Source organism: Caballeronia sp. LjRoot34, from assembly GCF_964253815.1.
Classification (GTDB): Bacteria; Pseudomonadota; Gammaproteobacteria; order Burkholderiales; family Burkholderiaceae; genus Caballeronia.
Genome location: NZ_CAXUSB020000002.1, coordinates 1431645 through 1455053, shown reverse-complemented (window position 1 = coordinate 1455053; position 23409 = coordinate 1431645). Strand labels below are relative to the sequence as shown.

Genomic DNA, 23409 nt, shown 5'->3' with positions numbered 1-23409 from the left:
ATTCAAACGAGATGACTGGTATTGACGCAGTGACTGAAACACCCGCGAACCCACTGCGGGTCGGCATGATCGGATTGGGTTTGATGGGTGAGGCGATTGCTCATAACCTTTTGCGGCATGGCTTCCCGTTGACGGTGTTGGCGCATCGCAATCGGGAAAAGATCGAGCGGTTGATTTCGCGAGGTGCGGTAGAAGTGGCAAGCGCAGCAGCGATGGCGCAAAAGGCCGACGTCGTGATCATCTGTGTGACGGGCACGCCCCAAGTAAGGGATGTCCTTTTACGTGAAGATGGTTTGATCGCTGGAGCGCATCCGGGACTTATCGTCGTCGATAGCTCGACGTCCGATCCGGAACTGGCACCGGAGGCCGAAGCGGCGCTTGCGGCAAAGGGTGCGAAGTTTATCGATGCACCCGTGAATCGCACGCCGAAGGAGGCCGCAGAGGGCCGACTGAATGTGCTGGTGGGTGGCGATGCGGATGCGCTCGATAAAGTCAGGCCGGTGTTTGCGACCTATTCAGAGTCAGTGCATCACCTTGGCGCGATCGGGTCGGGTTACAGAGCAAAACTGATTCACAACTTTATCGCGCAGGCCAATGCCGCAGTGCTGGCGGAAGCCTTCGGCACAGCGGCAAAAGCCGGGCTCGATCTGGGCGCATTTGCGGATGTATGCCGGCTCAGCGGCGCACATAGCAAGACTTTCGACCGGATCATTCCGTTCGTGCTGAACGGTGACGACGGTGGCCAGCAATTTGCGCTGCGCAACGCCGCCAAGGATATGCGCTCATACGGCAGCCTGGCCGCGTCTTATTCGTCCACGGCGATCGTGGCGGACGCGGTTCGGCAGCTTTTTCTACTGGCGAATAACCTCGGATATGGCGACAAGTTTGTCGCCCATCTTTTCGATGTGCTCGGAGAGCTCAATGGGGTCCCGGTGCGGGCGGAGTCGCAATAGCCAGCTTCACCGTCTCAGACAGGCTCCGCGTCGGGCGGCCGATCAGCGTACTCAGTTGCTTGGAGTCGTCGAACACGCCCGCTTTGGAAGCACCCGTCTCGGAACCGGCAAGCAGTGCTGCGAACCTCGCTGGCAGGCCGAAGCCAATCAGCGCTGCTTCGTACTCGGCGGCACTGAGGTTCCGGTATTCGACGGCCTTGCCGCTTTGACGTGCTATTTCCGCGGCAAACTCGGTGAGATTGAATGATTCGTCGCCGGCCAGCTCATACACTTTGCCTGCCTGATTTTCACCCGCCAGCGCAGCCGCCGCTGCAGCCGCGTAATCCTTTCTCGCGGTGGCGGCGATACGTCCGTTCCCCGCGCATCCCAATACCGCATGATTTGCCACCGCCGTTCCGATGCTGCCGGTGTAGTTCCCGGCGAGGTTCATAGCTGGGCGTTACATAGGCGAGGGAGCGAAGAACTTTGTCAATTCGAAAACCATGCCAGTCCTGACTTGATCGAGACTGCGAGGAGTCAGATTGACATTTATATTTGCAGTCCGAATAAAATAAAGTCGTCAATTCGCATTAAATTTGTCGATTAGTGTTCGAGACTTCGAATCCCGCGGCTAAGGCTTTGATCTCATAAAATTTTTCGCACCCTGCGAAGCCGGTCGCCCTCACAGATGAAAAGAATGAAAATGAAAATGAATGTGAATGTCGAGGCCAGATTCAGATGTCGGGGTGCGGGCTAATTAGAAATGTCGGGTTTTGGGTTGGTTTGAGGTTGGTTTCAGCCTTCTAAATCTCTCTTGAAAGGGTCATTTCCCCACCGCGGCTACCCGCCTTTCGGCCGTTCTCAAGATGATGCCGTTCAGGTCCGCTTGCGTGAGCGCGCGCTGCTTGCGCGTGTTGTTGGCCCGCATCTTCGGCTTCGCCGGCTCGCCCTGATTAGTCCTCGACGGCGAACCCGAGATGCGCCGGTTGTCCCGCTCCAGCTGCACCTGCCGCGCCACCTCCAGCACGTGTCCCAGCCGCTTGTTGTCGACTACCGCCCCTTGGTCGATGTCGGATAAGCGATCGTACTGGCGATAGGTCAGGGCGGCACCATTGGCCCGGATCTCGATGCGCCCATCGGGGTATTCGACCACGTCCAGGTAGTGGTGAATCAGGCCGCGGTTGGCCGGCGTATCGTCCAGCAAATACATCACCCGGTCATACTGGACGGTCAACGTCGCCGACACGCAGCGCGAGACCCGACAGGTCAGAATCAGATCAAGATTCTCATCCGCCCTGAGCGGCCGGTGCGCGTTGTACGCACTCCTCGGTGCCTTGCCAAAGCGGCCATTGAAGTCGGCAATGAAGTGGGGCGCATAAGCGTTCGCCGCTTCCTTCGTGTCGATCTTGCGCAGTCGCAACTCCTTCACCAAGCGGTCCTGCAAGGTCAGGTTGGCGCGCTCCACGCGCCCCTTGGCCTGGCTGCTGTTGGCACATAACGTATCCACGTTCAACTCGTACAAGGCCCGTCCGTATTGGGTTACACCCTTGCCGGGCGTGCTCGCCGGGTGGTTGCAGTGGAACACGCTCGCCTTGTCGCTGTAGAGTGCGACCGGTTTGCCATACGCTTCGATGTACTGGCGCGTCGCTTCGAAATAACTGAAGGTCGACTCGGTCGCGGTGAAGTGCAGCGTCATCAGCCGACTGGTCGCGTCGTCAATAAACACCAGCAGCGTGCAGGCCGGCGCGCGTTCCTCAAACCACCGATGATCGCTGCCATCGATCTGGATCAGTTCGCCCAGGCACGAACGCCGGTTCCTCGGCTGGTGGATCTTGGGCGGGCGCTGCTTGCGCGGAATCCACAGGCCCGCGTCAGTCATCAGGTGCCGCACGGTTTCCTTTGAAAGCGTCAGACCGTGAGATTCACGCAGCTTCTCGCAGGCCAGTGTCGGGCCGAAATCGGCGTAGCGGTCTCGGATCAAAATTAGCGCCCGGTAAGCCGTGGCTTCATCGAGCTTTCGATTACCAGGACGTCCTCGGGCAGCCGATCCAACGCCGCCCGGCCCGGTCTGTTTATACCGAAGCACCAGCCGCTCGATCTGACGCACCGTCAGGTGCAAACGCTCGGCGGCCAGGCCCGGTTTGAGCATCCGGTCCATCACAGCTTGAATCACTTTGAGTCGGTCGAGTTCGCGCATGTTCAACGTCACCAGGTCGGTTGGCTGCATGGCGAGCTCCCATCGTTGGATCGGAAGCTCCCAGCATCGCACCAGCACCAAAACACGACATTCCTATCTTGCTCAAACACGACATTAGGATATTGCTGCTACAGATTTTACATTGATAATTTATCTTATGTAAAATCAAATAAAGAGATGAATCAACACCTCACCATATGTTCAGCCTGCCTCTCTAGTAGACCCACGACAAAGTAGAAATTGTCGGCGCTAACTGGCAGAAATCTTCCAGAATTCGAGGCGAAACGGTTATCACGCAGCCTTGCGTGGCAAGGTCAGGCGTCGATCCACGTAAAGTTGTCTATTAAACGAAAGGAGACTGCCACGCAACGTTGCGCGTTAAGCGAATGCGCCGTTTTTTTGCCCTAAATTTGCCATGAAAATTTGTGCAATATCCGTTTCGAGATTTGACATAATTCTGAGGACCTGAATTTTCCTGTCAGAGAGGGTGTTTTGAGGCGGGCAACAAGTCTTTGCCTTGCACCTAGTTTGCGAAATCTGAACACCCCATCCGAGTGAGCCGCTGTTCAGACAAAATCTGGTACTTTCGTGGACCAGATCGATCGGTTGACCACCGGCCACAACGGTTGCCTATGAACGTTGGTATTTGTTTCCCCTGGGATCGCCTTAAGTCTTGCTTTTGCTGCACCGGCGCGCGGTGGCAAGGTGGAGCCTGCAATTTGTTGGAGTGACGAGGGTAAATACGGAAACAATCGGTCAAAGAGCCGCTGTGGCAGCAGCGTGGTCGCGAACCGATTGGCGGCGCACTACCTTGCGGATTGCCATACATAGCCGTCACGGAAGGGTAGTGACCGGACGCGCTAGGGAAACATTGATTAATTCGTTTAACGTTGAAGCAGCAAACGACACATCAAGTGTGGCGAGGTCCAGAAATCTTCGATATGGCGAGTATTGCGCGGGAAGCAGGCCGGCAGTGCATCCAGGCCCTCATTGCGAGGGAGGCCTGTAGCAAGCAGGAAGGGGATCAGTCATGTTTGTGCGGCAGATCGCCGGATCAAATCAATCTCGCCTGCTGCCCACCGATTCGCATTGGGCGCGAGCAACGCGAACAGGACGAAACTGGAAGCGCTATAGAAACTCGAGGGGGGAGATGTCCAAAGCATTGGCAAATCTCTCGATCGTCTCCAACGTGACGTTTTTCTTTCCCGACTCCACAGCGCTGACCCGGTTGCGGTCGACGTCGACCTTTTCGGCGAGCTCTCGCTGATTCAGTCCGTTCTCAGCACGCCACTTCCGGATACGCGTCGCCATACCCTCGGTTATCTGCTGTGCAGTCTTGTCGCTTTTTTCGCCGCCGACCATTTCGCTCACGCTGGTTTTTAAAGCGCTAGCTATAAGGACGGCCTTTGAAATCGAAAGATTCGGTGCGCTCTTTTCGATGCGGCTGACCGCACTTCGGTCAAGTCCTAACGGGGCGCCGAAGGCCTCTTGGGTCAGACTCAGCTTGTCCCGACGGACACGCATCTCTTCCGCGAACAGCTTCGCAAGTTCCGCCATGCACAGCCCTGCATTGAAAAGCCGTCATCATTGGGCTTTGCAGGCAATTCGTCTACAACATCCGAATTGTAAAGCTCGATGTTGAAAACTCGGATGTCATAAATTTTTGTGTTGTAGACATTGAGATTTACAATTTATATGTCTACAATCGTCTAGTCTGCCTCTCTGGACCCGTAGGCAGACCTGTTGCCCGTCATCGACAGTGCAACGACAGAGCGTCCGTCAGCTTTCGAAGGTCATTTATGGTTCTTGTGCCTGTTTGCGTTGACTGGATTGCACCAGCACATCCTGTTCAAGCGATTGAAGAAAGTGTCGTTTGCGTCCTGCAGCCTATCGACGACGGCCAAAGGCGCCTTTCCATGCTTGCCGCTTGCCTTGATTGGTTCGCAGGCGCGTACCCGGTACACGCTACGCGGCGGATGATCGGTGGCGGGCTCGCGGATGTCAAAGGCTTCCCCGGAGCGCTAATTGGGAAAATTTGCGACTCGGTCAATACAACAGCCGAATCGACGTACGAGCTGGCTAGCGACTTCATGTTGGCTCGTAGGTTCGCGGGTATGCGATCGTTCGACCGGCCGGCTATCGCAGGCAGCAGGCGCGATTTCCCGGGAGAGTACTGGCAACGCGTCGTGGAGTTCAGCTGGGTGGCTACCAGCTTTCAATGGGCATGCGGTGAGAAAGCCCGTCTCGTAACCAGCAAAGGTAGCTCAGCGTTCGCGATACCAACACAGGGGGAAAGTTTGTGTTCGTTCGGCGACCGCCGTCTCATCGATGAACTCCGGAATCGCGCACCGCGAACTCAAATGTACTCCTGATAGGTTCGACCCAAGCTGCGCTATGCATGCAAATCCAGACTGCTTCAATTCGCGTCATGAAGTCACGTCGGGCGACAGCGTCTGACGACAGCGACGCTCCTAAGGGCCACTAGATGTCTGTACACGTTTATTCGTCCAACGACGCCGTAGTACTCGAGCGCTGGTCCATTCGGGAAACTGAGACCGGAACCCGTCATTTCGTTGGGTATAGCGTTCTCGACCACGAGGGCAGAGTAAGCACGCCAGTGGTGAGTTTCGATCCTGAGTCACGTACTGGAGCAACCGAAAGCGGAAGCACCTACACGCTAATCGGCCGAGCCGGGCGTGATGGCGACGCAGAGTTCGTTTGGAGTCACGCGGCGCGCGCATGGAAAGTCAAGGAGTGGCGCGATATTACAACTGAGCTAGTCCCTGACTGGCGAATGTGGGTGTCGAAGGCGGAGCGATTAGCGATGGGCGATAACGAAGGAGAGGTCATCTCATATCCCGACGTGTCGCAAATATCAGTCGGCCCGAATGAAGTGTATCGGATGGGTGAGATGCGGTATCGCGCAAGGGCCTATGCAGGGCGTCACGCTAACCCGCAATCCGACCTCAAACCGGTTTCGACTGTCACCGGCAGCGGTTCGATCGTGTTCGTCCGTCCAGTACCCGACGACCGTGTATTGCAACGCTTCATTGCAACGCGAGTGTTACTGGCGGAAAAAATGAAGCGGAACGGAACGGTCGACGAGATTTTTTTTGATGAAGCAGACATGACTGTGACGCTGGAGAGTCTGTCTCGAGAGGACGACAAGGTTGGGGAACGATTGGCCCATCTCTACATGACCCATGACGATAGCAGTATGAGAACGCAACTCCTCATTCCTGGCCAGCCCGAACTGACATTTGGCCCGATAGTCGCGCGTCAACGCGAACGCGTCTGGAAGGCGGTGCTGCTTATATTGCCGGACTGGGGCGACGCGGGATTCGTTTCTCGATGGGAATAGGCATGATTTCTCTTCGACCCGTTCTATGGCGCGCCCGCGCATACCAGGGAAGTGTCCTCGGCGCAGACTACCCAGCACCGGAAGTTTCTGAAATCTCCGGAGAGACGGTATTCAGTCCGCGTTGCTCGGATGGGGATACGCTCAATGAGCGAGTCATATCGCATGTTCGCGATGAGATAGAAACACGCCTCACCGCCGGGCGTACAAATGCGATAGGCACGGCAGCCTCGCTGAAGCCATTCATGACTGTCGAGATTCAGACACTCGGCCCCTTTGGGCGCGAGACCGGGAATGCATGGGAGCAGGTTGGACGTCTTGACCTGATAACGAACGGGGTCGTGGTTGATGCAGGTATCTGGGTGGTCGGGGTGCCCGAAAGACTACTGCCCACCGTTGAGGTGCACGATGGAGAAACGGTGTGGACGATTTTTGTTCGCCTGCTTGAACAACCTGCGCCTCAATCTGGCAGGGAATGACATGACTTCTGTCAGTGCTTTCGAGCAAGCGAAGGCGACTACGCGTGCTGGGTCGATCATGGCGCCGCGACACGCGTCAAACTTAGGACGGACCCTAGATTGAAGTTAAGTCGCAGAAAAATCAGCACAGTCCCCCGGATTGTCCCAACGTTCAGCTTCTCGGAAAAGAGGTTGATTCTGCGAGCTCTTCGAGCGACGACGTTTCAGCCACCGGTGGCAGCTGCGATCCTTGCAATGTCAGATGCGAAGTTGGGTCATTTGATCAAACGTGCTTTACGACGCGCCCTCCGAGCGTCCCAATTGAGTCGACATCCTGCCAGGATTTCCAGGCGGGTGCATGGACTGGAGAATCCATAATTCGCGATGACGAGCCTTGTGGTGAGAACCGGCGACATGAGCAGAATGCGAATTTAGAAGCCATTCTAGATACTGAGGTGAGAGGGATCCCTTATGACCATTCCGCTTGAACGCTCCCGTTCAGTGCTCCGCGCATATGAGCTGTTGAGCGACCTCGCAAACGCATGCGGCGACGTAACGCTCGCAACGTATCGAGAACAGGCACGGTCGATCCTACGTCATTACCCAGAGCGGTGTCACCTACGCATATCAGCGGCCAAGGCTCCGGAGATTTGGGCGGACCCGGACGCGCGCTGGTATGACTGACTTCTCGGACCGGGAAGTGGCCATCGTGCGCCGACACATCGTCAGTAGAAAAGGCGCGTCGACAAGAAGCAGCCGCCTCGACGGTGACTCTCTCGACGGCGCGACGACTGCATGGCGACTAAGAGTGTACGAAGGAGAGTACTGGAAGCATGGTGAAGTTCTGTTATTGATGGAAGAAGTCACCCGCGATCTGTCGATGGAGTTGGGTGAGTCGGATTCTGGAGCCGAGGCACAAGAATGCATGCTTGCTCTGGTAACGGATCTGCGAGCGCGTAGCAATAGGCGATATCCCATCGCGCCGTTTGCAGAGACCAGCACATTCCTGACAGTTTTTGTTGAGCTGCTCAGGTCGGCAGGTGATGTTGTGGGTCAACCAGTCGCGCGTCTCGATATGGTGAGAGAGAAAAACCGCTTCTCTGCAGGTCTTCTGGTTGCTGGACAGCCACGCATCGACGTTGAAGCAGTCGACTTTGAAGCATCGGATGGAGTCCTGGATGTGCTGCTGAAGATGCTGTCGCATATGCTTTCCTGAAGAATAGCAAGCCATGCATTTTCATGACGCGCAGCGAATTTCGCTGCCATTTCACAAGGCTTCGAGATGAGAGTACGAAGACTGAATGCTTCTCCAGGTCGCGCGGATCCAGACGCGCTGGTGATGGCGTGATGCTTGGGTGATGGGCGTGCTGTTAGGGGACGAACTGAATTTCTATCTATTTGGGGACGCCGGCGACCGCAAGCAACCCGTACCAACCCTGGATGAATGTTCGCAATTGAGTGGGTTACGCGCGGCAACACGTCGAGTCGGGGAGTTGAGCCGACTGGTGTCTCTTTCGCCTCGTCTGATTAGTTTCAGGTGAAGCGAAACGGATTGTTGATATGGGCTCCCAAGTCACGTCGACTGGGTGGTCCTGGGTTTGAAAATGCAAGGACAAGAATGGGAAACGATGGAGCACCGGTCACGGCGAGAGCGATTCTCGAGAGGAGCTCAAGCGAGGGAGCCAGCTATGGCGTTACACAACTCCCTGCGGGCACAATTTTTCTTCTCGATCTAACCCTTGACAAGACGAACGGTGAAGTTGGGTTCGTCCGAGTGGTCGTCTCATCAGCTCGTTCGATTCTTGAGTTCATGGCCGCGCAGGATATCGTCGACATGAAAATAACAGTGATTCAGGCACGTTCAGCTGAGTCACCAGAACCAGAGATTGAAACGGTAGTGGAGCTCGAGGTATTGCCGCCTCAATTGCTGTGCTACACGCTTGAGAGTGGCTCGCGCTTTGCCGTAGTTGGACATAGCGAGCCGAGACGGGTGCAGTCGCTATTCAGCGCGGCTTCTGCCCGGGAGGGAGAAGCATCGGCATAGAGACACGCCTTCAACGAGGGCAACTTCTTAAGCCACGTGGCATGCAGGCCGGTTGAGACGTGCGGTCTTATGCAAGCGTACACGCTTGCGTTCAGCAGTTCTCTCGCATTGAAATGCACATGAGCCGAACGCAGAGCTCGCATACAGGCATGACCGGAGCGGGAAAGATTCAGTAGAGATTTCGGCCGCGCAGGCCACGAGTCGCGACTCGCCTGAACATTCAGGCCTGCGTCTGCCTGGATAAAAGCCGTCGCTTCACACTGGATGAACAAAAATCCAGTGGCACCAGCGAGGCCAATCCGACCATTTCTGCGTTGGGTAGGCGGTAAATCCAGAGTCCTTCAACACATCGTTTTCCGGCTGCCGCGCGGCAAGAGGTTAGTCGAGCCGTTTGTGGGCGGTGGGTCCATTTTCCTCAATACACACTACGAGAGCTATCTTCTGGCGGACAGCAATCGACATCTTGTCGAACTCTATCAGGCAGTCGCAAATGGACGCGACGGATTCGTGGAGATGGCAAAGGCATACTTTGAAGAGTGTTTCCGTACACCGGAACGGTATCTATCAGTGAGGGCGGCATTTAACGCTGAGCAGGATGCGCTTGCGCGAGCAGCGCAGTTTCTTTACCTGAATCGATTCAACTTCAACGGCCTGTGTCGCTACAACAAAGCGGGCGGTTTCAACGTGCCGTACGGATACCCCACGCGTCCCCCACGGTTTCCATTCGAAGAGATTACCGCCTTCTCCGCGAAGGCAGAGCACGCGGATTTCATTGCTGCAGACTTCGCCAAGGTGATGTGCACCGCTACTTCGGGGGATGTAGTCTACTGCGACCCGCCATATCTCGACCCAGATAGCGCGAAGACATTCACTGGCTATAGCCCTAGCGGCTTTAGCATGGAGCGCCAATTAGAACTTGCCTCAATTTCGAGAGAATTGGCACGAAAGGGAGTCCCGGTCGCGATATCGAACCACGACTGCCAGACGGCGCGCGAGATTTATGCAGGCGCCGAGATTTTCACGTTTGATGCCCGCCGCTCGGTCAGTGCTGCTTCCGAAAAGCGCGGAGCCGCACGCGAGTTGCTTGCCATCTTCCGATAGGTGGATGGCGGTAGGGTGCTGGGTCGCTTCGGCCATGCGCGTTACGTTACCGACGAAGTAACGCGCAAACCGTCCTCTGCACAGATAAAACTCTCTGCTATACAGAGCCATCATCCACAAGGGACTAACTAATGACCATCCACTCCTTGTCAACAACTGAGCCGAAACTCACTACGCTGCTACAACTTATCGTTGAAGAATTTGTTTTCATCGCTGCGAAAAGCGAACGTTATCGTGAAGGGTGGGAACGTCTCACACCTTACGCTGCAATCGACCTTGTGTTGCGGCGGCGTCAGGACGTTGATTGGCTCCGGGACGCCAGAGGAGAGAAATTCGATGCAGAGTTGTCAGAGTGCTTTGACATGGTGTGGCCGGCAATAATCGCGTTGCAGCGTGTTGTCGACGAGGCCAGAACTCTCGACTCGGCGTCCGATATAGAGTCGCGGTATGACGCATGGTTGCAGGCGCCAATCTCCGTTATCGAGCGTTATCGAGACACGGTCAGCCTGCAGACGATTAGGGAGACCTACGAGCATATGTTGCAATGCGCCGTGGGCGCGCGTTTGGCGAAGCTTGACGAAGCTCCAAAGGACCAGCAGGTTTTTCGGACGCGGGATTCCTCCCTCGCCATCGAACAGATTCGGATTAGTGCGTACTCGAAGGAGACAGTGTTTATATTTGACACGGAGCGGCTTCCTGTCAGTCTACAGCGTGGTGTGTCGGGGGCGAAATGCCTGGCAGTTACCGTGCCAGATGCATGGATTGCCAAATGCGACGCCTTCGTGAACTTTTCTGCGCCATCGTTTGGTCTTGTCGATAACTGTCGAACCGCGCAAGAATGCGTGTTGCAACTCGCCTCTGGATGGGTGCGTCTGGATGCGGCGGAGGTCAATCGCTTCCTGTATCAGTTCGACGATGAGCTACCTGTTGTGTTCGTCGGAAAAGAAATCTGCGCTCTCGCGGTTCACGAATTCTTTGGGCTCGCCGACTGCGCGTCAATTGATGCCACTCTCGCACACCTTGGCGAACTGGACGGGCTTATCCCGGTACTCAGCGATCGGCTGAGTTTCGATGATGAAACTTCAGTGAAAGTCGACGTCAAATCTCGCGTTTTGAATGCAGTATCTTATGCCGGCGCTCGCTGCAATCGCTCTTTGAGCGATATCCCTGATGCTATCGACGAGGTGCCGTTCTAGGTCGCGGGCGAGTTTTCAGAACGGCTAGTACATTCGTCGGACTTATATGCGCCCCCTGCCGATTAGTTTTCTTTTGAGTTATCGCCGCCCGAAAATTTGAAGGCGGGTGACCGCTCGTCTGCAAACCTCGGAGGTGTTGAAGATAGGAGTCTAGCTTCGGCTGTTGTCTCTGGGAGCACGGGGTGGAAGTACCGGCCATCTCCGAACGCGATGTGTTCGTGTAGGGGCGTTCGTCCGACGCACACCTGACCTCGAAAAGCCGAGGCCCTGGGCCCCGGCGCGTGGAGAGGTCGACCTCGATGAGATTCGGCCTGTGCTCGGAAGTACACCGTGTGTGGCTTGTACGGGCGAAGAGAAATCAGACCGCACGAGGTAAGATGCCCGACGATGTCTTTTCAGTCAGGAAGACTCTCCTGATGATTCGCCGTGTAGGCATCTCCCAAGGGGTTTGCATGGACGGTTTCGCTCAGGTCAACAATCTGGTCTAGCATCGCCGGTTTCAGTTGTACCCCGTCAGGAAGCGTATCTACCCTTCTATATCCGTGCCAATCCGTCCAGGGGCCCTCCGAAACGTTGACGGTCCATCGATAGGTTCGTCCGTCCGCGACCCCCCGAAGGTCAGAGAAATGTTCGAACGGGTATTTGACCAGGACGCATCGTCCTTCGAAAACGAACAACACGGGGATGGCGCGCCGAAAGCGAAAGAGCACTGGCCACATTGCCTCGTATTTGCACCAGAAAGCCCGGCTTACAGACAGTTGAGTCTCGTAGGGGGCGTTCAGCCTATCCATTTGAGAGTAGACGCATTGAAGTCCGGGTGCTTCGCTGAGCGTTTCTGGGATGTGAACTCGCTCTTCGGGTAGCCGGACCGCTAGACACAGCTGCTCATGGACGCTTCCGCGAAGCGATGTCGGCAAGTCGGCGCTGGATATCAGATAGCCGGCAGTTTTTGCGCGAGAGTCGCTCCGGATTGCTTCCACGACAGCAGATGTGTCGTGCGTTTCTGTGACATTAGAGATATCTTTGCGGCCGGCGGATGAATCTCCGTGGCCGCGACGCCTGACCATGTTTCGAAGAAGGGAGGTCCACGCGGGCACTTCATCTTCAGCTGTATTGTCGGTTCGCACAAACTCTGCGATGACCATTGACGCTGCCGGTTCATCTGCGCGCAGCACCAGCGCGCGAACAGTTTTCCCCATCGCATTCCAGACTCGCTCCGCCTGCTCCATTTGGTGGCGGAACTGAGCGAGTTCGTCGAAGAACGCCTGAGCGTGTCCGCCAGCCAACACCTTTGTTACTTCGTCGGGCATATCCTCGTGCAACCAGGCGCCGAGAATGGACGTATAAACGTGCGCCCAGTGCCGGTCTTCGCGACCATCGTCGTTTGCGATGAGTTCGCGACGAATATGTTGAAGCGCTGTTTCCATAGCTTCTGGCACCGGCGCATTGAGATTGGCAGACGTGTCCTCAGTGACACCCTTAAGATGTTCCGTACCTTTGAGTGTGCTTGCTGCGCGGACTGGCAAAGGATTGCCTATGGCGCGGGATTCTTCCTCCTCCATGCGTGGCATGGCGCAGGCTGTGCGCAGGACTCGCTCAAAACATAGCCGGGTCAAGGGGTCATCGGGACGCCAGTCGCCGCACCGAAGCGCGTACTGCATATCGCCGAGTTCGAGATATCCGAAATCCTGCAGGTCGGTGCACATTTCCGCTTCGGCACGGAGGTGATTCTCGAATCTAAGCGGCTCGGCTAGAACGCGCAGTTCCTGATACTGGGCGAGACGCAGCCTGAATGTGTCGAGAAGGTCGAGCTTGCTTAATCGCTCAATTAGCGATGGGTTCATCTGTTCCAACGTCCAGACGAAAACATCCGGGATAAGAGCGACCCCGCCGAAGCCGGCCATGCTGTCCATTTTCGCCAGGAGGCGAACGATGTAGATTAGAGACTCCTCGAGTGTTTTGACACGAGTACGGGCGATGTTTGTTTCCATATCTGGCTCCAGAGCATGTTATAGAACCTGTAGGAACTAAGTTTTAGCCTGCGATACGGCTGTGGGCCAGTCGACCTCGGGCATAGCCACTGTTTGAAGTCGCTCGCGACCGTCACCGCTCAGACACCGTGATGTCCGCCTGATTCCGTGAAAAGGTGAGGTACGATCGCGACTCAGCCTGACGCCACCATGAATGAAGCGAGCCGAAAATATTCCTGCTGCTAACGAAGCGCAGCGATGACGCTGCACCACGAGATTGCGCGGAAAAAGGAGACGCATCTGCAGCAGTTTTCTCGTGTCATATCCGGACCTGCTTGCAGGTAATTGGACTCCTGCTTTCGCGCGTCAATGGCTCATCGTGTCACGTCAAGTTATTCGCCGACAGGATAGACTGAGGCTCGCCCTGTACAGAGCTTCACCAATACGACGAACAAGGGGTACAACCAGCGCATTGCCCATAAGCATCGCGCGCGTTGCATCCGTCACGTCGGGATGGGCCGTGAATCCGCGCGGAAACCCATTTAGCGCCTCGAGCTCTTCGGGAACGAGACGTCGAAGGAGGCCGCCCGGCTCTCGTATGGCGTGCTTTGTTCGTGTCGCCGTGGTTCCGCCTTCCGACGTAATGATTGTTCTGGATGGTCGGTCGAGCGGGTCCGGGAACAACATCGCGCCTTCGGAGTAGTTATACGTAAAACCGTTCGTTGTTCGTGGGATAGTCTTCGCCGCCTTGGCGGCACGCCACTTTTCTTCGTCTTCCTGCCTGATATAGAAGGTGGTCGGTACCGGGCCGGTCTTGCTTACGATGTCCCCAAGCGTCAGTGGATGTACGTGGCCGGTAAACTCGCGGAAGTCATCAATGTCGGCGGCGTCAACGGTGAAGGTCCGCACGGCCCCCCCGAGCATCAGTCCGCAGTTGGCGAAGCGGGACTTTCCGTTGGACAGGGGGCGATAGTGCAGTTGCTCGTCAAAGGGGTCAGCAAGCACGTTCAGGGCAGGCGCTACGCCGTCGAGCGAGTTTCTTGGAACACAGGGGAGTGCGCTGTTGAGGACTGTGTGCGGGAGCCATCCAGAATCGCTGGCCGCAAGTCCCTCGTCTCGCATTCGCTGATAAGCACCGGTCGACTTGTGATAAGCGACGATGAAGGTGCGTTTGCGACGCTGGGCGTTCCCGTAGTCTGCGGCGTTGACGACACGCCATTCGACGGCGTAACCGAGGGAGTGAAGGGTAGAGAGGATGACGGCAAAATCCCGACCTCGACATGAAGCAGGACTCGAAAGCAACCGGTCTACGTTTTCCAGAATCAGATATTTCGCAGGCTCCGCGTCCTGAATGCGCTGCTGAAGCAGTTCAGCAATGGCCCACCACAACACTCCCTTCCGGCCCGCAAGCCCCTGTGATTTTGATAGAGGCTTCGCGACGGAAAAGTCCTGACACGGAAAGCCACCGACCACGACGTCCGGCGACGCCTCGCGTATCGCCCGAATACCATCTTCCGATTCAAGGACCTTAAAAATGTCCTCGTTAATGTGAGAGCCACCGGGCCAGCGAGCCTGATAAATCTCGCTCGCATGCTGTTTCTTTCGGGAAGGCTCGAACTGGTTGCTTAACACAATTTTAAATTGGCTTTCGTGTACTGCTTCCAGTCCTAGGCGGAACCCACCCACACCTGCAAATAGTTCTGCAACACGAAGCTTGCCCGTCGGACTGATACTGTTCTGCGCTGACATCCTGTTTCCCGTTGATAGTGGAAACAGGTAGAGCGAACGGGTTTTATCTTTTTACGAGAAAAGTTCGAAACATTTAAATTGCTAGCTTCGGGCTGCAGCAGAACAGAAATCACACATAACCGACTGCCGGGGCTGTCACCAGAAGCTCTTCAGATAAGCGTAGCCGGACGGTTAAAGCAGGCCGCCATACGCGCTAATGGAACCAGGCGCTTTCTTGAGGGCGCTCTGGGGCCTGCCAGCGGCATTTCTTAAGTAATTTTCCCAAACATATAAAAATATAAATTCGTAAAATATTTATACTGTTTAACAATTTAAACTGGCTTAAATACTATGTTGCAAAAATCTTCGAGTATTAATATCATCCATCTACTGCCTATTTGTTGCGGCCTTTTTTAAATCAAAAAATTGAAACGAGTATTCCTGAAAAAATATCTCTCGCATATATCGCGGCCTGGCGTAACGAAGGACCAGGGCTTGACTCGTTCGTTAAGAAATCTTGCTTGGTCTCGTTTTCCGAATCCTCAAAATGGATGGATCCAGCTGAATTTATAATCAGTCATTCAACAACAATGATGAACACCCCGGAGGGTCCTGTTTTCATTTTTCTCAAGAGACAGGGCACAACCTTCCATTTCATCCTGGCTGATGTGTTGGACGAGAGGCTTTGGTCGCTCTTTGATGAGTGGAAAAAACATGGAAAATACCTTTCCTACCTTGGGATGGGCGGCAAGTCCAATCTGCACGCATGCGAGTCGCCAGATTTAAATAGGTTTCAAGAGTTTCGTGACAGGGCTGGACCTCAAAATTTAAATCAATTCAAAGGAGCAGTATGGGAAATATTGAACGAAGACCTGCTGGAGGGTCTTGCTGTCGGAATCCTGCAAAGCGAAGTCAACGCATACGACATCCACAACATTTCGGTCGAGATGAATGTTCTTGACCTGGATATGGATGGTGCATCGCAAGTCATCTAGCGATGGCAAGCCACGTCGTCCCAATACGACTGTCATTGCGCGCCGCTAGTAGTTGTGGCGGAAACAAAGTCTCAAACATACGTACGGCGTAGAAGCCGGAGTAGCGAAACACAGGAGAGAAAAATGGAAGATGTATTTGACAACGAACTCGAATTTGGTCTGTGCCAGACAGGCGCAATCGGCACGGCCAAGGACTTCGCGCCGTTCGCGAGGTCAGCCGCGATGCTGCGACCGACCACGCCGGTGCTTACAGCGAACGTCGACCTCGGCATGGTGGCGAACTGTGCGGGCTCGGGCGCGGGAAATTTCGGCCTTGGCTGCTTCCAGGCAGAGGACTGCATCCTGCTTACGATGCGGCTTCAAGTTGGGACGCTGCAGATTTACTGGTTAGCTGACGCGAGCGACCCAGAGGTCTGGAAGACAATTGATTCCTGGAAGAAGGGCGGCAAAGCGGGCTTTGCCCTTATTCAGGACAAGGGTGCGGCGTTCATCCCCTGGGATATATCTGGCCCGCAGAACGGTGTCGAGCAATTCCGAGGGGAGTGCGGCAAGCAGAAGGCTAACCAGTTTGTGCGGGCAGCCACGACATTAGCTGGAAGTGGGAGGGTTCACCACCAGGCAACCACCGATATACCGGGCGTTCCTCTTGAGCATGTTTTGGTTAGTGTTCTCATGACTGACCGGCTCACGGAGGTCGTTAAGAAGAACTCTATCGAGCTGCTCGCGCGCGTGCCAACGCTTTCGCGCAAGGCTCACATGAAGGCGCACTAGGCTTAATGGGGAGCGTTATGCGCTCCCGACCGTCACCGAGATGCGAGACATCACGACTAGGACCACGAAGGCGACGGTGCCGACGCGCCACTTCTTTCCTTGTCCATGGCCGTTTCAAAGGCCGATAGCCGAGCAAGAGTACCAGTAACAGCGACGATGTTTCTGGTGCCGTCGCCGTAGCTACTGAGAGTGCCGAGATGTTCAATAATGAATCATTCTAGCGGGAGCCACAGCAGGACTCTGACAACGAGAAGTGGCGACGCCCGGCGAGCTGACCCAATGTGCCCAAGAGCGGTCGTGCTTGTGAGAGTCCCGCAACGTTTGACCGCCGCATGCATTCGGCTTTCGTATTCGTGGCGGCGGGTTGACTCCCGTCCCAAAAAATCCGGCGGCGATGTTCGTTATTCTTGATGACACAGAACAGCCGTATTACGAACATCAGCTTGCGGCGCGACCGCTTATTATTTTCGGCACGTGACCTGTGGAATTCTGGATCCAACCTTGCGCGGACTGCGCTGAACTATATGGAAGACCGGCCGGCGAGCCTGGACACGAGCGCCTGATGCTCAATGGAGCGGCTGCAGTGAAATCAGCGCCGGTGGAGGAGCACTACACTTGCGGTCGCTGTGGAGCAGTGTTCGCGCGAATTTTTACTGGACCACCAACGCGGCAGATATGGATGCTCCTGAACGCTGGGCAGCATTAGAGCAGAGATTGTGAGAGCCCGATCACAACCACTGCATACGACGCATCGGTACAAGGGAACCGCGAGGCATGGCATCTGAGGGGAAAGTCTTCTTCAATTGGGCAGTCGCAGCTTTGTGTGGAAATTGACAACAGTGAATTCAGCCAGCAGTGCTCGTTATTGCGAGAGTGCAGGTCTACGCTGCCTTCGTCAGATCCGTACTGCACTGTACGTGAGCCACCTACTGGAGAGAATTCGTGAAACTTGCTCAATTGATTGTAGCGGCCACCGTCGCAATTCCGGCCGTATCGTCGTTTGCGCAGTCGACGCCTCCGTCACTGAACGATCTCAGTGCAGAAATCGCACAAGAAAGAATGACACATCAGTACGTGGACTCGACTGCTCAAACACGAGCTTCGATAGATGATGCCAAGCAGACTAGGCTGCCGCCTCACCAGATAGCTCGACTGAACATGGGGCGATATTCGCTTTCGGTAGTCCGTCCGTCGTTTTGATATTGCCATCTCCTCATTTTTGAGAAGGCACTGGACATCGTGTTTGGTGTAGTTGCGTTGACAGTACACCAAACACTAGTACCGTCTTTTTGTTTGCTTGAATCCTGCCGATTCCTGAAGAGTGAGATGCGCGTGGCTCCTAGCAGGCTGCGGAAATACTTCCTCCGGAAGTCACCCGAAAGTTCAGTTCAAACGTTGTAAATGAAGACCCCACAACTGTGAGAAGCGATGCGCGGCGCCGATACCTTTACCGAGAATTTATTCACCTTGCGTAAGCTGGAGGACTTTGTTCCAGCCGATCACCCGTTGCGCTCGATTCGCAAGATGGCCAACGAAGCGTTGGCCAGGATGGACCGCTTGTTTGCCGGAATGTACGAGGCTGAGATCAAAGGTGGGCGCCCCAGCATTGCGCCGGAGAAGCTGCTGCGCGCGATGCTGTTGCAAGTGCTCTATAGTGTTCGCTCGGAGCGGCAGTTGATGGAACAGGTTCAATATAACCTGCTGTTTCGTTGGTTTATCGGCTTGTCGATGGACGATGCCGTTTGGGTGCCCACCGTCTTCACCAAGAACCGCGAGCGGCTGATCAAACACGACGCGGTCATTGAATTCTTCAACGAGGTTGTGGGCATTGCCGAGAAGAAGTGCTGGCTTTCCGGTGAGCACTTCAGCGTCGATGGCACGTTAATTCAAGCATGGGCCGGCCATAAAAGCTTTGTGCGTAAAGACGATGATCAGGATAGCGAAGACGGTGGGAACTTCAAGGGCGAGACGCGTAGCAACGAGACGCATGAATCGAAGAGCGACCCGGATTCGCGGCTGTATCGTAAGGGCAAAACGGCAAGCGAGCTACGCTACATGGGCCACACGTTGAGCGACAACCGCCATGGGCTAATCGCCAGCGCCGTGGTGACGCTGGCCGATGGCTATGCTGAGCGCGAAGCGGCCAAAGTGATGATCGACGATGCCCGCCAGGCGCTTGGCGACCCGACACGCGAGATCACACTCGGGGCAGACAAAGGCTATGACGCGGCAGAGTTCATCAAGGCTTGCCAGGAAATGAAAGTCACGCCTCATGTGGCGCAAAACAAGTCAGGGCGACAATCGGCGGTGCCCGAGTCAATCGCCGGGAGTGCGGGCTATGCGGTTTCCCAGCAAAAGCGCAAGCTCATCGAACAGGGTTTCGGCTGGGCCAAGAGCATCGGCGGTATGCGCCAGGTGATGGTGCGCGGCTTGAAGAAGGTCGATCAGATGTTCGTGCTGACGATGGCCGCGTACAACCTCGTGCGCATGCGCACCTTGGGACAACTCCGTGCGTTGCAGCCGTAGTGAACCAAAAATGCGCAAGAGAACGTCATAAACAGGTCCGAAAAGCGAAATTAACCGGTCCATATTCCAAACTATGAAAAATCCCCCGCCGAAAACTCTGATCAAGCTCATGGCTCAGTAAAGTCGGCCTGTATTTCCGCAGCATGCTAGGAGTCTGCGTACCGGACTTCATCTTCTCTTGATCTTCGCCGGACAACACATATTCAGATATCTCGACCGCGTCGCGACCGAGCAATCAGGCAACAAAGCAGCCGGTTGGATGCTTCGGAGCGTCTCGGGCTACACGACCAGAAGATCGAATGTTTGCCGAAAGGCCGCAACGACTAGCGGGCGTACGAATCGTGAGTCCGTGCGGGCATGGCAGGTGACAGCATCTCTCTCTCGGCACGAACACCGACCTGTCGGCTCGACTTTGCAAAAAAACGGCGGACCAGGTGGTCCGCCGGGAATCATCCATCCGCCATCAGATGCATTCGTTACGACAACGGTTTAACCGCCACGACTACGTGTTCGAACAGCTCGATAGCATTCCTATTTGTCTCCTTGAATTCTGCGGTTTCCTCAAAGGCGACATGAACGTGGCTCTGGCCAATCTGCGAAGCGGCCTGCAGGTCCGCCATATCTTCGGGCGACAGCAAATATTCAGAGAATTCGACTGCATTGTCAGCGAGCAACCAGGCAACAAGGAGTTTGTCGTTAGCGTCGACACCCGCTGCCTGAATGGTCTCGCCGGATATCGCGACTGTCCCTCCAGCGACCACCAGACATTCGACGTCAGTTCCGTCAGGACGTTTGCGGACTTCGACGCGAATTTGCCGGTCAACGTGGTCAATCTCTCTAGCAGAAATATCCGTTAGCGCAGCCACGATGAAGCTTTCGTCCTGGCGCTCAGGTTGCCCGCGTAGCTCCGAGCGAGGCACGACGTAAGCCGTGCGGTCGGGGTTAGATGCGCAGTGCTCGAAAATTGCGGCCACCAGTTCAGGGTTGATTTCGGGCGCAGCGACCAGGGTGTCATACATACTTTCTTTGTCCTTTACGTTGGCGCTGATGGCGGCCTGCCGTCAGCAAACTCAGGTCGTATAGCAACCCGCGTTCGCACTACACGGTGCGGGGAGCGATGCCAGCGCAGGTGTCAATGGCCGGGTATTGGCTATTAGTTTTGCCACCGATTCATTAAATAAAGATTAGCAAATATGCTCCCGCAGTTCAATAGGTGGCTGCAAATTAATTTTATACAGCCCGTATCTATTAATTTGATAACGTTAATTGTAGGTGGGATAAAAAGCTATACATTGAACCGTTCGGGCGTATTTGATAATTGTTATCAATTTAAATGGGGCTGGTGTAGCGCGGCATCGATCAAAGTACTGTCATGTAGGGTTTTTCTTGAAAATTTTCAAGCGGATGATGTTGCAAAGAAAGCGAAAGTAGCATCGGTATAAAAATTTAAACGGGGTTAAATACTATGTTGCTCATCTCGAATAACCTGGTTATGATCTGTGCAATCCGATGACCGAAAGTCACATTGAAACGACTAACGCTGATTTTATACGATAATGGAAGTTTTAAACGCTACACTGAAGATTTTCGCGGACTACATGGACCGCGAGCTGGCGCAGCATGGCTTCACCCTGATTTCACCGTATTTCGCAGAGAGGCGCGCGCCCGGTATGCGGCAGGGCGTTCTGCTGCGAGTCGACGTCGTGGCAAACGTTGTTTGCACGGAAGTGCAAACCTACTCTGGGTTTACACACGAGCTGGATGACGGGCCGACGGCCGGGCAGCCTGGAACCCTAGACGTTGTGGCAGGGGTTGCCTCCGGGGGCATGGGATCATGGGGAGGGGATTTGCGCTCGCCACTCAGGATGGTGTCGGAGACTCTTTTGCCGGATTTGCTACTTTACGGGACCGTCGACGCCATCGTGGCAGAGGTCGAAAAGTATCCCGGTTCAGCAAGCCGGTTGATTGGCAGCAGTCCTATCGCTGCGACGTTCAATTTTGCGCATTGCCTGGAGACAGTGGGGCGTTTGTCGGACGCAACAGCGCTGTACCTCGAAATCGCAGAGCGATTGGAGCCGAGCAGTGACCCACTTGCGCAGACATACGCCGATGCAGCTCGACGACATGCACGAGCGATTGAGCACGCGGGTACGGAAGAGAGCACATTGGCGAAATCTGCCAGCGAGACGCCCGAGGCGCATGAGCTGGAACTTTCGGAGACTGACGAGGTTTTGCGACCGTTTTACTCTGGGTTGCTACAGCACATGCGGAGAACCAGGCTAAACCCCGCGACTACCCACCCCGCGCCGCTATTTCGTGCGATGGACGAACTGTACGAAGCTGAGCCTCGTCCAGGTTTCTGGAGGTCGGTGTCCCGGCAAACCATCCTGAACGTCGTGAAAACGTACGCGCCCGGTTTCGAACAGGAGATGGCCGCGTGCTCGCCCACGGAGCTTGAGGCTTACGTTGAAGACCTTGACCTTGGCTTGTATATGAGGAAGTTCGACGAACTGTGCGCCGAGCGGCTACTCGCATTGCCTGCGGCTGTCAGACCACAGACCCGAGAACAGGTTTACGACTGGTTGCTTGAGGACTTCAATCGTCGAGGTGAGGAGGACGAGTCCGATTATTTGCAACGGGACGCATTGAAAGGCGCCGACGGAGTCATCCGGAGGATGGTGCGCCTCCAGGCAATGGAGCTTATCTTGACCGTAGAAAGACGCAACGCTTTGTGGCGCCGCAGTACAACTTACGGCAGACAGGTACGCGACATGAAGACCTTGCTTGATATCGTGTGATAGTTTGCCAGCCTATATCCGAAATGTACGAGCCACGTTGGTGACTCGTATGCGCTCATGTCGTGCATGTCTCTTCGCGATTACTTCAAGCTTGCCGTGAAATACCGGCGGCTCGCGACGCCGCCGATCACGATCGAATGGGCGGAGTATTCCGACACCGTCGTGTGGACCTTTCCGGACACGTTCGTGTCAGGCACGCCGCGCGAATTGCGCGAGTTCCTGATCGAGCAGCAGGTCAGCGTGAACGTTACACATCTGCAGGAAGTGGCCGGTCGGAGCTGTCCTCCATTGAAGGCCTGCTTTTCATATGCCGCGCCGGCGCACGCCGATATCTATCCGAGATACCTTGGCTGTCCTTGTTTTTTCGACCAGCCTCAATGAGAGCTCGTCTACGGTAGTGCAATTCTGGAACAGAAGCCGCAGATGGCGCATCGCCTTACGACAGCGCTTCTGGAGCAGACCTGCGACCGGTTGATTGGGCAAGCCAAGACGAGCGGCGGTGCATCTGGAGAGGTCTATCAAATCCTGATGAGACAACCTGGGGAAGCTCAGACCATGGAGGTCGTTGCCAAGGCATTCGAATATGAGCGGGCGCACGTTGCGCCGGCGTCTTGAGGCGGAGGGGACGTCCTTTCAGGACATAGTCGACGATGTGCGCAGCTCGTTAGCGATGGAGTATCTGAAAACGACCAGGATGAGCACGAATGACATTGCGATGTTGTTGGGATTCAGTGATGCTGCGGACTTTCGGCGCGCCTTGAAACGATGGACAGGGAAAGGAGCTGAGGAACTTCGAGGCTAAGCCGAGCGCCAGTATTCCCCCGAGCACTTTCCTCTCTACAGACTACGCGGGACGTCACGGTCGATGGCGTGATGTCCTGTTCGAGTACTTCACTGCACCGATAGCCGACGTATAACGGATGCAGGCGCATCGAACTACTTTGCGACGAGCCTACGGGAAGACCACCGACCCCACTGTGTGCACGCTGCTCGTCCGGGACGCAAGCATCAGCAGCTTCGAGTTGCACGGGACAACTGGCGTTGTCGCCATCCCCGACCTGATAGCCGGCTTGCTCGAGCTGAGTTAGTTCTGCCCGGACTTGAGCGCGGGTTATCAGCGTGTCACTTTGGGCGAATGAAAGTGCAGGAGCGGCCAACGCTGCAGCGACCAGTGCGGACTTTATCAACACGTTCATTTTGACCTTCATCATTTCTGGTGCGCCCCGGCCTGTTTGCCTGAACCGTTGAGAAGCGGTGTGGGCAACGACGCAGCATGGGTTGTTGGCGGATTTGAGAGGGCACATTTCCTCAATTGCGAAGGGTCGCCTCGCCCCA

The 23409-nt window shown here is 55.4% G+C and carries 19 protein-coding genes and 1 pseudogene; 13 read left to right on the top strand and 7 right to left on the bottom strand.

All coding sequences use genetic code 11. The annotated features are described in order from the left end of the window. Positions 1 to 11 precede the first annotated feature (11 nt). Positions 12 to 953: an NAD(P)-dependent oxidoreductase gene (locus tag ACSQ36_RS26070; protein WP_436184191.1), complete on the top strand. Its 942-nt coding sequence runs from the start codon at positions 12 to 14 to the stop codon at positions 951 to 953. Here the strand turns inward: ACSQ36_RS26070 and ACSQ36_RS26065 are convergent. From ACSQ36_RS26065 to ACSQ36_RS26055, 3 genes are all read right to left on the bottom strand, one after another. After that, a complete protein-coding gene (locus ACSQ36_RS26065) occupies positions 919 to 1383 on the bottom strand; it encodes a hypothetical protein (RefSeq protein WP_436184190.1) in 465 nt (154 codons plus the stop codon). The two genes, ACSQ36_RS26070 and ACSQ36_RS26065, sit on opposite strands and share 35 nt — an antisense overlap. Positions 1384 to 1755: 372 nt before the next feature. Beyond that, entirely contained in the window at positions 1756 to 3159 is a 1404-nt protein-coding gene (locus ACSQ36_RS26060) for an ISNCY family transposase (RefSeq protein ID WP_436184949.1), read from the bottom strand. A gap of 1098 nt (positions 3160 to 4257) precedes the next feature. Further along, positions 4258 to 4686: a helix-turn-helix domain-containing protein gene (locus ACSQ36_RS26055; RefSeq protein ID WP_436184189.1), complete on the bottom strand. Its 429-nt coding sequence runs from the start codon at positions 4684 to 4686 to the stop codon at positions 4258 to 4260. Positions 4687 to 5953: 1267 nt separating this feature from the next. Between ACSQ36_RS26055 and ACSQ36_RS26050 the strand changes: the two genes are divergently transcribed. The 7 genes from ACSQ36_RS26050 to ACSQ36_RS26020 all read left to right on the top strand — a co-directional run bounded on the left by ACSQ36_RS26050 (position 5954) and on the right by ACSQ36_RS26020 (position 11286). Beyond that, complete coding sequence (locus tag ACSQ36_RS26050; RefSeq protein WP_436184188.1) at positions 5954 to 6490, top strand: hypothetical protein; 537 nt, start codon at positions 5954 to 5956, stop codon at positions 6488 to 6490. 2 nt (positions 6491 to 6492) lie between these two features. Further along, a complete protein-coding gene (locus tag ACSQ36_RS26045) occupies positions 6493 to 6966 on the top strand; it encodes a hypothetical protein (RefSeq protein WP_436184187.1) in 474 nt (157 codons plus the stop codon). A gap of 450 nt (positions 6967 to 7416) precedes the next feature. Next, positions 7417 to 7629, top strand: a complete 213-nt coding sequence (locus ACSQ36_RS26040) for a BPSL0761 family protein (protein WP_436184186.1) — start codon at positions 7417 to 7419, stop codon at positions 7627 to 7629. Continuing rightward, the gene (locus ACSQ36_RS26035) at positions 7622 to 8161 is read left to right on the top strand and encodes a hypothetical protein (RefSeq protein WP_436184185.1); all 540 of its coding nucleotides are present in this window, start codon (positions 7622 to 7624) and stop codon (positions 8159 to 8161) included. Before ACSQ36_RS26040 ends, ACSQ36_RS26035 begins: the two co-directional genes overlap by 8 nt. Before the next feature lie 402 nt (positions 8162 to 8563). Continuing rightward, positions 8564 to 8989: a hypothetical protein gene (locus ACSQ36_RS26030; protein ID WP_436184184.1), complete on the top strand. Its 426-nt coding sequence runs from the start codon at positions 8564 to 8566 to the stop codon at positions 8987 to 8989. Positions 8990 to 9253: 264 nt separating this feature from the next. Next, positions 9254 to 10090, top strand: a complete 837-nt coding sequence (locus tag ACSQ36_RS26025) for a DNA adenine methylase (protein ID WP_436184183.1) — start codon at positions 9254 to 9256, stop codon at positions 10088 to 10090. Positions 10091 to 10221: 131 nt separating this feature from the next. Further along, positions 10222 to 11286 carry a hypothetical protein gene (locus tag ACSQ36_RS26020; RefSeq protein ID WP_436184182.1) on the top strand — a complete coding sequence of 355 codons (1065 nt, stop codon included), beginning with the start codon at positions 10222 to 10224 and terminating at the stop codon, positions 11284 to 11286. Positions 11287 to 11681: 395 nt separating this feature from the next. Here ACSQ36_RS26020 and ACSQ36_RS26015 read toward each other — a convergent pair whose 3' ends face one another. Both ACSQ36_RS26015 and dcm read right to left on the bottom strand, forming a co-directional pair. Continuing rightward, entirely contained in the window at positions 11682 to 13277 is a 1596-nt protein-coding gene (locus tag ACSQ36_RS26015; RefSeq protein ID WP_436184181.1) for a hypothetical protein, read from the bottom strand. Positions 13278 to 13643: 366 nt separating this feature from the next. Continuing rightward, positions 13644 to 15005, bottom strand: a complete 1362-nt coding sequence (gene dcm, locus ACSQ36_RS26010; RefSeq protein WP_436184180.1) for a DNA (cytosine-5-)-methyltransferase — start codon at positions 15003 to 15005, stop codon at positions 13644 to 13646. Between the two features lie 530 nt (positions 15006 to 15535). Between dcm and ACSQ36_RS26005 the strand changes: the two genes are divergently transcribed. From ACSQ36_RS26005 to ACSQ36_RS25995, 3 genes are all read left to right on the top strand, one after another. Beyond that, a complete protein-coding gene (locus ACSQ36_RS26005; protein ID WP_436184179.1) occupies positions 15536 to 15979 on the top strand; it encodes a hypothetical protein in 444 nt (147 codons plus the stop codon). A gap of 123 nt (positions 15980 to 16102) precedes the next feature. Next, positions 16103 to 16750 carry a hypothetical protein gene (locus ACSQ36_RS26000; RefSeq protein ID WP_436184178.1) on the top strand — a complete coding sequence of 216 codons (648 nt, stop codon included), beginning with the start codon at positions 16103 to 16105 and terminating at the stop codon, positions 16748 to 16750. Positions 16751 to 18178: 1428 nt separating this feature from the next. Beyond that, the gene (locus tag ACSQ36_RS25995; protein ID WP_436184177.1) at positions 18179 to 19276 is read left to right on the top strand and encodes an IS5 family transposase; all 1098 of its coding nucleotides are present in this window, start codon (positions 18179 to 18181) and stop codon (positions 19274 to 19276) included. Between the two features lie 476 nt (positions 19277 to 19752). Here the strand turns inward: ACSQ36_RS25995 and ACSQ36_RS25990 are convergent, their stop codons facing one another. After that, entirely contained in the window at positions 19753 to 20295 is a 543-nt protein-coding gene (locus ACSQ36_RS25990; RefSeq protein WP_436184176.1) for a hypothetical protein, read from the bottom strand. 537 nt (positions 20296 to 20832) lie between these two features. Between ACSQ36_RS25990 and ACSQ36_RS25985 the strand changes: the two genes are divergently transcribed. Together ACSQ36_RS25985 and ACSQ36_RS25980 are read left to right on the top strand one after the other, a co-directional pair. Further along, entirely contained in the window at positions 20833 to 22074 is a 1242-nt protein-coding gene (locus ACSQ36_RS25985; RefSeq protein WP_436184175.1) for a hypothetical protein, read from the top strand. A gap of 48 nt (positions 22075 to 22122) precedes the next feature. Next, a pseudogene (locus ACSQ36_RS25980) lies at positions 22123 to 22876 on the top strand (AraC family transcriptional regulator ligand-binding domain-containing protein); the annotation flags it as partial. Here ACSQ36_RS25980 and ACSQ36_RS25975 read toward each other — a convergent pair. Further along, on the bottom strand, positions 22803 to 23270 hold the full coding sequence (locus ACSQ36_RS25975; RefSeq protein WP_436184948.1) for a DUF4148 domain-containing protein: 468 nt from the start codon (positions 23268 to 23270) through the stop codon (positions 22803 to 22805). The pseudogene ACSQ36_RS25980 and the gene ACSQ36_RS25975 sit on opposite strands and share 74 nt — an antisense overlap. Positions 23271 to 23409 lie beyond the last annotated feature (139 nt).

Coding starts and splice junctions, on each gene's coding strand:
- ACSQ36_RS26070 (WP_436184191.1), top strand. CDS start 12: ATGACTGGTATTGACGCAGTGACTGAAACACCCGCGAACCCACTGCGG.
- ACSQ36_RS26025 (WP_436184183.1), top strand. CDS start 9,254: ATGAACAAAAATCCAGTGGCACCAGCGAGGCCAATCCGACCATTTCTG.
- ACSQ36_RS25990 (WP_436184176.1), bottom strand. CDS start 20,295: ATGTATGACACCCTGGTCGCTGCGCCCGAAATCAACCCTGAACTGGTG.
- dcm (WP_436184180.1), bottom strand. CDS start 15,005: ATGTCAGCGCAGAACAGTATCAGTCCGACGGGCAAGCTTCGTGTTGCA.
- ACSQ36_RS25995 (WP_436184177.1), top strand. CDS start 18,179: ATGCGCGGCGCCGATACCTTTACCGAGAATTTATTCACCTTGCGTAAG.
- ACSQ36_RS25975 (WP_436184948.1), bottom strand. CDS start 23,270: ATGAACGTGTTGATAAAGTCCGCACTGGTCGCTGCAGCGTTGGCCGCT.
- ACSQ36_RS26035 (WP_436184185.1), top strand. CDS start 7,622: ATGACTGACTTCTCGGACCGGGAAGTGGCCATCGTGCGCCGACACATC.
- ACSQ36_RS26065 (WP_436184190.1), bottom strand. CDS start 1,383: ATGAACCTCGCCGGGAACTACACCGGCAGCATCGGAACGGCGGTGGCA.
- ACSQ36_RS26060 (WP_436184949.1), bottom strand. CDS start 3,159: ATGCAGCCAACCGACCTGGTGACGTTGAACATGCGCGAACTCGACCGA.
- ACSQ36_RS26030 (WP_436184184.1), top strand. CDS start 8,564: ATGGGAAACGATGGAGCACCGGTCACGGCGAGAGCGATTCTCGAGAGG.
- ACSQ36_RS26055 (WP_436184189.1), bottom strand. CDS start 4,686: ATGGCGGAACTTGCGAAGCTGTTCGCGGAAGAGATGCGTGTCCGTCGG.
- ACSQ36_RS26045 (WP_436184187.1), top strand. CDS start 6,493: ATGATTTCTCTTCGACCCGTTCTATGGCGCGCCCGCGCATACCAGGGA.
- ACSQ36_RS26005 (WP_436184179.1), top strand. CDS start 15,536: ATGGATCCAGCTGAATTTATAATCAGTCATTCAACAACAATGATGAAC.
- ACSQ36_RS26040 (WP_436184186.1), top strand. CDS start 7,417: ATGACCATTCCGCTTGAACGCTCCCGTTCAGTGCTCCGCGCATATGAG.
- ACSQ36_RS26015 (WP_436184181.1), bottom strand. CDS start 13,277: ATGGAAACAAACATCGCCCGTACTCGTGTCAAAACACTCGAGGAGTCT.
- ACSQ36_RS26020 (WP_436184182.1), top strand. CDS start 10,222: ATGACCATCCACTCCTTGTCAACAACTGAGCCGAAACTCACTACGCTG.
- ACSQ36_RS25985 (WP_436184175.1), top strand. CDS start 20,833: ATGGAAGTTTTAAACGCTACACTGAAGATTTTCGCGGACTACATGGAC.
- ACSQ36_RS26050 (WP_436184188.1), top strand. CDS start 5,954: ATGGGCGATAACGAAGGAGAGGTCATCTCATATCCCGACGTGTCGCAA.
- ACSQ36_RS26000 (WP_436184178.1), top strand. CDS start 16,103: ATGGAAGATGTATTTGACAACGAACTCGAATTTGGTCTGTGCCAGACA.